4 protein-coding genes are annotated in these 4,094 nt (G+C 62.9%); 3 read left to right on the plus strand and 1 reads right to left on the minus strand.

Annotation, left to right across the window (positions count from 1 at the left end; all coding sequences use genetic code 11):
• Positions 1-267 (minus strand): hypothetical protein (locus BN1189_RS16260; RefSeq protein WP_040226792.1); only part of this gene is annotated, 267 nt, incomplete at its 3' end.
• A 48-nt stretch (positions 268-315) separates the two neighbouring features.
• Here BN1189_RS16260 and BN1189_RS06845 point away from each other — a divergent pair.
• From BN1189_RS06845 to BN1189_RS06855, 3 genes are all read left to right on the plus strand, one after another.
• Positions 316-753 (plus strand): cell wall hydrolase, encoded by a 438-nt coding sequence (locus tag BN1189_RS06845; protein WP_040226780.1) that lies wholly within the window; start codon positions 316-318, stop codon positions 751-753.
• Between the two features lie 263 nt (positions 754-1,016).
• On the plus strand, positions 1,017-2,885 hold the full coding sequence (locus tag BN1189_RS06850) for a S9 family peptidase (protein WP_052455700.1): 1,869 nt from the start codon (positions 1,017-1,019) through the stop codon (positions 2,883-2,885).
• On the plus strand, positions 2,885-4,094 hold a 1,210-nt coding region (locus tag BN1189_RS06855), incomplete at its 3' end, for a M20/M25/M40 family metallo-hydrolase (RefSeq protein WP_069201960.1). The genes BN1189_RS06850 and BN1189_RS06855, both read left to right, overlap by 1 nt.

Consider the following 4,094-nt stretch of genomic DNA (forward strand, 5'->3'; position numbering starts at 1 on the left):
CACGCTCAAATCAAACCGGGGAAACACCACCGCATTCCCCGCCGACTTCTCTACTTGCCGAAACTCCAGCCTCGTCATGATGCATCCCCCTGTTGTCGTCGTCTGAATTCTTTCCTTTAAGTGTAATGAAAGGAGGGGGGCGGGGCAATAGCTGGCGGGTGTCTGAGCGAAGTTGACACTCGCATCCCGGAAAGTGACACTCGGGCGGATGAAGTTGACATTCAGGCGGCTGAAGTTGACACTCGCCGCGCTGAAGTTGACACTCATTCATCGATCGCCTCCGGTTTTCATATCTTACAGGTGGAGGTGTGCGGATTGGCGAGGGTGAAGTACCGGAATGAGGACGTGGATTTGATGGCGCGGATGATGCGGGCGGAGGCGGAGGGCGAGGGGAAGCAGGGAATGCTGTATGTCGGCAATGTGATCGTCAACCGGGCGGTCGCGGATTGCCTGGATTTTGCCGATGTGCGGTCGATCGAAGATGTGATTTTCCAGATACAGGGCGGCAACTATTCATTCGAGGCCGTTCAGAAAGGGAATATGTTCTATCAGCGGGCGCGCGAGTCGGAGAAGCGGCTCGCCCGGCAGACGCTGGATTACTGGCGGGTCCACCCGGCGAAATATGCCCTCTGGTATTTCAATCCCTATGCGCCGTGCCCGCCGACCTGGTACGGGCAGCCGTTCACGGGCCAGTTCAAAAACCATTGCTTCTACGAACCGGCAGCCGGCACATGCGCCAGTGTTTATAGTTAATGAAAGGCAACAGCACGACCTGAGCAAGCGAGCCTGTCCAGAGGGATGAGGTTCGTTTGCTTTTTTGGATGGTTGCGGTTGCGCGTTGGCCCTCCGATGACACTCGAGGCGTTTCCGATGACACTCGCGGGCCCTCCGATGACACTCGCGCCGCCTCCAATGACACTCACCATAGAAATCACCCCCGACGCCCCGGGGGATTTATGCTATACTATTCCGAAAAGTGATATTTCGAGTGAGGAAGTATCAGGAGGGGGATCGGTATGCAGGAGGAAGAGCTGTTGCTGGAGTATTTGACGGTGAATTCGGCTGATGAGCCGCAGGCAATTCCGCAGCACGAGACGTTCACGTTCATTTCGAAGATCACGGGGATTCCGCAGGTTTGGACGCTTGGTGAAGAGGGGGAGCCGGTGCGTTTTGCGGAGACGCCGGACCGGGTGCTGAGTGTGTTCCATTCGCCGGACGGGCAGCGGACGGTGATCGGGATGGACCGTCACGGGGATGAGAAGCAACAATTATATGTGCTCGATCACAGCCCGGACCGGACGCTCGAAGAGGCCGGGGAGGAGCTGCTCGAGGAGGAGCACGGGGAAGCCGAACCGGAGCGTGAAACGCCGGTTCCCAAGCGGCTCGTCCATTCGCCGGAGCATTTCCATTACCCGGCGGGCTGGTCGCCGGACGGAAGCCGGCTCGTATATTCGAGCAACCGCCGCCATCCAGGCCAATTCGATGTGTTCACGGTCAACGTCGACACCGGCGAAACGGAAACGGTCTACGAGTCTGGCGCGAACTGCGTGCCGCTCGGCTGGATCGACGACCGGACGATCCTCGTCTCGCTGAAGGAAACGAACATCGACAGCGCGGTGTTCGCGGTCGATACCCGAACGAAAGAGGCGACCCGGATCGGCCCGGCCGACGTGCCCGCCCGCTATGCATCGCCCGCGGTCATTCCGGGCGGGCGCGGCGGGTTCATCCTCACCGACGCCGGCGAAGACACGCAGTATATCGCGGCCTTTTCGCTCGATGCGCCGGACAAGCTCGAAAAACGGCTCCGCTGGGATGACTGGGACATCGAGGAAATCGCCCTGTCGCCGGACGGGCGGCTGCTCGCCTTCACGCTCAATGAAGGCGGCGTCTCCCGGCTCGGGTTTTACTCGCCCGACACCGGCGCATATGAACTCGCCGTCGGCCTGCCCGGCGGCGTGATCGGGGGACTCTCGTGGCTGACCGGCACACGGCTCGTCTTCACCCGAAAATCGCCGGTTCAGCCGGACGATATCTGGGAATACCGGCCGGTGGAAAGAACAGCGGTGCGGCTCACGCATCTCGGCGGGTCGGACGCCGCCGGTCCGCTCTGGGCGGAACCGGCACTGCACGCCTTCCGCTCGTTCGACGGGCTCGAAGTGCCGTTTTTCCTGTACGGCCATTCGGAGCAGAAGGGCCGGCCGGCGGTGATCTGGGTGCACGGCGGGCCGGAGGGGCAGTCGAAGGCGGAGTACAATCCGGTCGTGCAGTACCTCGTCCACCGCGGGTTTGCGGTTGCGGTGCCGAACATCCGGGGCAGCCTCGGGTACGGTCGGCGGTATTTAAAGCTTGATGACGCGGACAAGCGGCTCGATGCGGTCGCGGATCTGGCGGCGCTGGCCGATGAGCTCGCGGAAGAGCACGGCGCGGATCCGGCGAAAATCGGCATCATCGGCCGGAGCTACGGCGGGTTCATGGTGCTGTCGGCGCTCACCCATTATCCGGAAAAGTGGGCGGCGGGCGTCGATGTCGTCGGCATGTCGAATCTGCGGACGTTCCTCGAAAACACCGGCGAGTGGCGGAGGTACTTGCGCGAGTGCGAGTACGGAACGCTCGCCGAGCACAGCGAGTTTTTCGACCGGACGGCACCGATGAACCTGACCGGCAAGATCGAGGCGCCGCTGCTCGTGTTCCACGGTCGAAATGACACGCGCGTGCCGGTGAGCGAAGCCGAGCAGCTCGTCGCGGACCTGGAAGGACGGGGGCGCGACGTCGAGCTTGTGATTTTTGAGAATGAAGGCCACCAGACGGAGCGGATCGAGAACCATATTCTGATGCACACGAAAACGGTGGAGTTCTTTGGAAAGCATTTGAAGGAGGGGAAATGATGGAGCGATTGTTGAAGGATGCGCGGATCCGGGAGGCGCTCGCGTTCATCGAACAAGACAATGAGGCGACGACCGCCGAGCAGATCGAACTCACGGAAATCGAGGCGCCGACGTTCGCAGAAGCGGAGCGGGGAAAGGCATACCGGGCGAAGCTGGAAGCGCTCGGCGTCGAGGACATTGAAACGGATGCAGCCGGCAATGTGTTCGGCTTCCGGCGGGGCAGGGGGAGCGGCCCGACGCTCGTCCTCTGCGCACATCTCGACACCGTGTTCCCGGCCGGAACCGACGTGAAGGCTGATTGGCGGGACGGCAAAGTGTACGCGCCCGGCATTTCCGACGACGGGCGCGGGCTCGCCGCGGTGCTGGCCGTGCTGCGCGCACTTGAATCGGCGGGCATCGAAACGGAAGGCGATCTGCTTGTCGGTGCGACCGTCGGCGAGGAAGGACTCGGTGACTTGAACGGCGTGAAGCATCTGTTCGCGGAGCGGCAGGACGACATCGACGGATTCATCTCGATCGAACCGGGCGCGCCCGAACGGATCACATACCTCGCGACCGGCTCGAAGCGCTACTCGGTCACATACCGCGGCCCCGGCGGCCACTCGTTCGGCGACTACGGCACTCCGAGCCCGGTCCACGCGCTCGGCCGCGCCATCGCCGGCATCTCGTCGATCCGCACGCCGGAAGAACCGAAGACGACTTATAACGTCGGAATCGTGGAAGGCGGCACGACGGTGAACACGATCGCCGAACAAGCGCGGATGGTCGTCGATCTCCGTTCGAACTCGGCCCACGAACTGGAACGGCTCGAACGGGAAGTGCTGCGGATCTGCCGCCAGGCCGCCGATGACGAAAGCCGATTCCGCGGGCGGCCGGGGGTCATCAAGGCCGACCTGGAACTCGTCGGCGACCGCCCGGCCGGCAGCCAGGACCCGGACAGCCCGATCGTCCGCGCCGCAAGCGAAGCCGCGAAAGTGCTCGGGCATGAACCGGTGCTGGACGCCGCATCCAGCACCGACTCCAACGTCCCGATCCACCTCGGCATCCCCGCGGTGACTTTGGGCGGAGGCGGCGACTTCGGCGGCTGTCATACTTTGGGGGAATGGTTCGACCCCGAAGGCGCATTCGTCGGCGTACAGAAAGTGCTGCTCACCGTGCTCGCGCTCGTCGGCGTGCCCGGCGTGGCGGAGGCGGTTCTGAAGGTAAGGG

Source organism: Bhargavaea cecembensis, assembly GCF_000826125.2.
GTDB lineage: Bacteria > Bacillota > Bacilli > Bacillales_A > Planococcaceae > Bhargavaea > Bhargavaea cecembensis_B.

Bases quoted from the DNA above. Each gene is read 5' to 3' on its own strand.
- BN1189_RS06850 (WP_052455700.1), top strand. From the start codon at position 1,017: ATGCAGGAGGAAGAGCTGTTGCTGGAGTATTTGACGGTGAATTCGGCT.